This window comes from Streptomyces beijiangensis (genome assembly GCF_017315755.1).
Lineage (GTDB): Bacteria > Actinomycetota > Actinomycetes > Streptomycetales > Streptomycetaceae > Streptomyces > Streptomyces beijiangensis.
In genome coordinates this window covers 1-582 of sequence record NZ_JAFLRJ010000744.1, presented here as the reverse complement: position 1 = coordinate 582, position 582 = coordinate 1, and the positions used below count along the sequence as shown (strand labels likewise).

General features: G+C 67.9%; 1 protein-coding gene. It reads right to left on the bottom strand.

Going from position 1 to position 582, the window contains the following annotated elements:
- The coding region (locus J0695_RS38820) for a beta-1,3-glucanase family protein (RefSeq protein ID WP_242553739.1) at positions 1-582 on the bottom strand (582 nt) is incomplete at both ends.

Below are 582 nucleotides of genomic sequence, written 5' to 3'. Positions count from 1 at the left end.
GACGCCCTGCAGGTCGATGGAGAGGTCGGTGGAGCGGTACTTCTCCCAGACCTGGTCGATGTACGAGGTCCACAGGTCCCGGAAGGGCATCTGGTCGGGGCGGTCGAAGAAGGGGGCCATCAGGTTCTGCGGGGAGATGACACGCAGGACCTTCCCGTCGCCGGACCGGATGACCAGCTTGTCCCAGGGCTGTCCGTCCCTGGCCGCCTGGGCGGTGAGGTCGGCGGCGATACGGTCCACGGCGCCGTCGGGGAGCGGGGCGACGGTGTGGGTCTGGGTGCCGGTGAGGGTCAGGCCGATGGGGAGTGCGGTGACCAGGTCTACGTAGGAGATGTTGGCGTAGAGCTGGTCGGGGTTGAAGGTGAACTCGCAGAACGACCAGGTGCGGGCGTAGTTCGCGTCGGTGGAGGTCGCGAAGGCGGGTTCGACGAGGGCGGGGCCCGGGTTGAGATAGAAGCTCAGGGTGTCGTCCCGTACGAAGTAGACCCGGGCGCCGTACATCTGAGGAAGTGTCAGTACGACAGGACCCGCGCCCGCCGCCTTGAGGGGGATGGCGCAGTCGACGGGGAGCGGGGTCTGCGG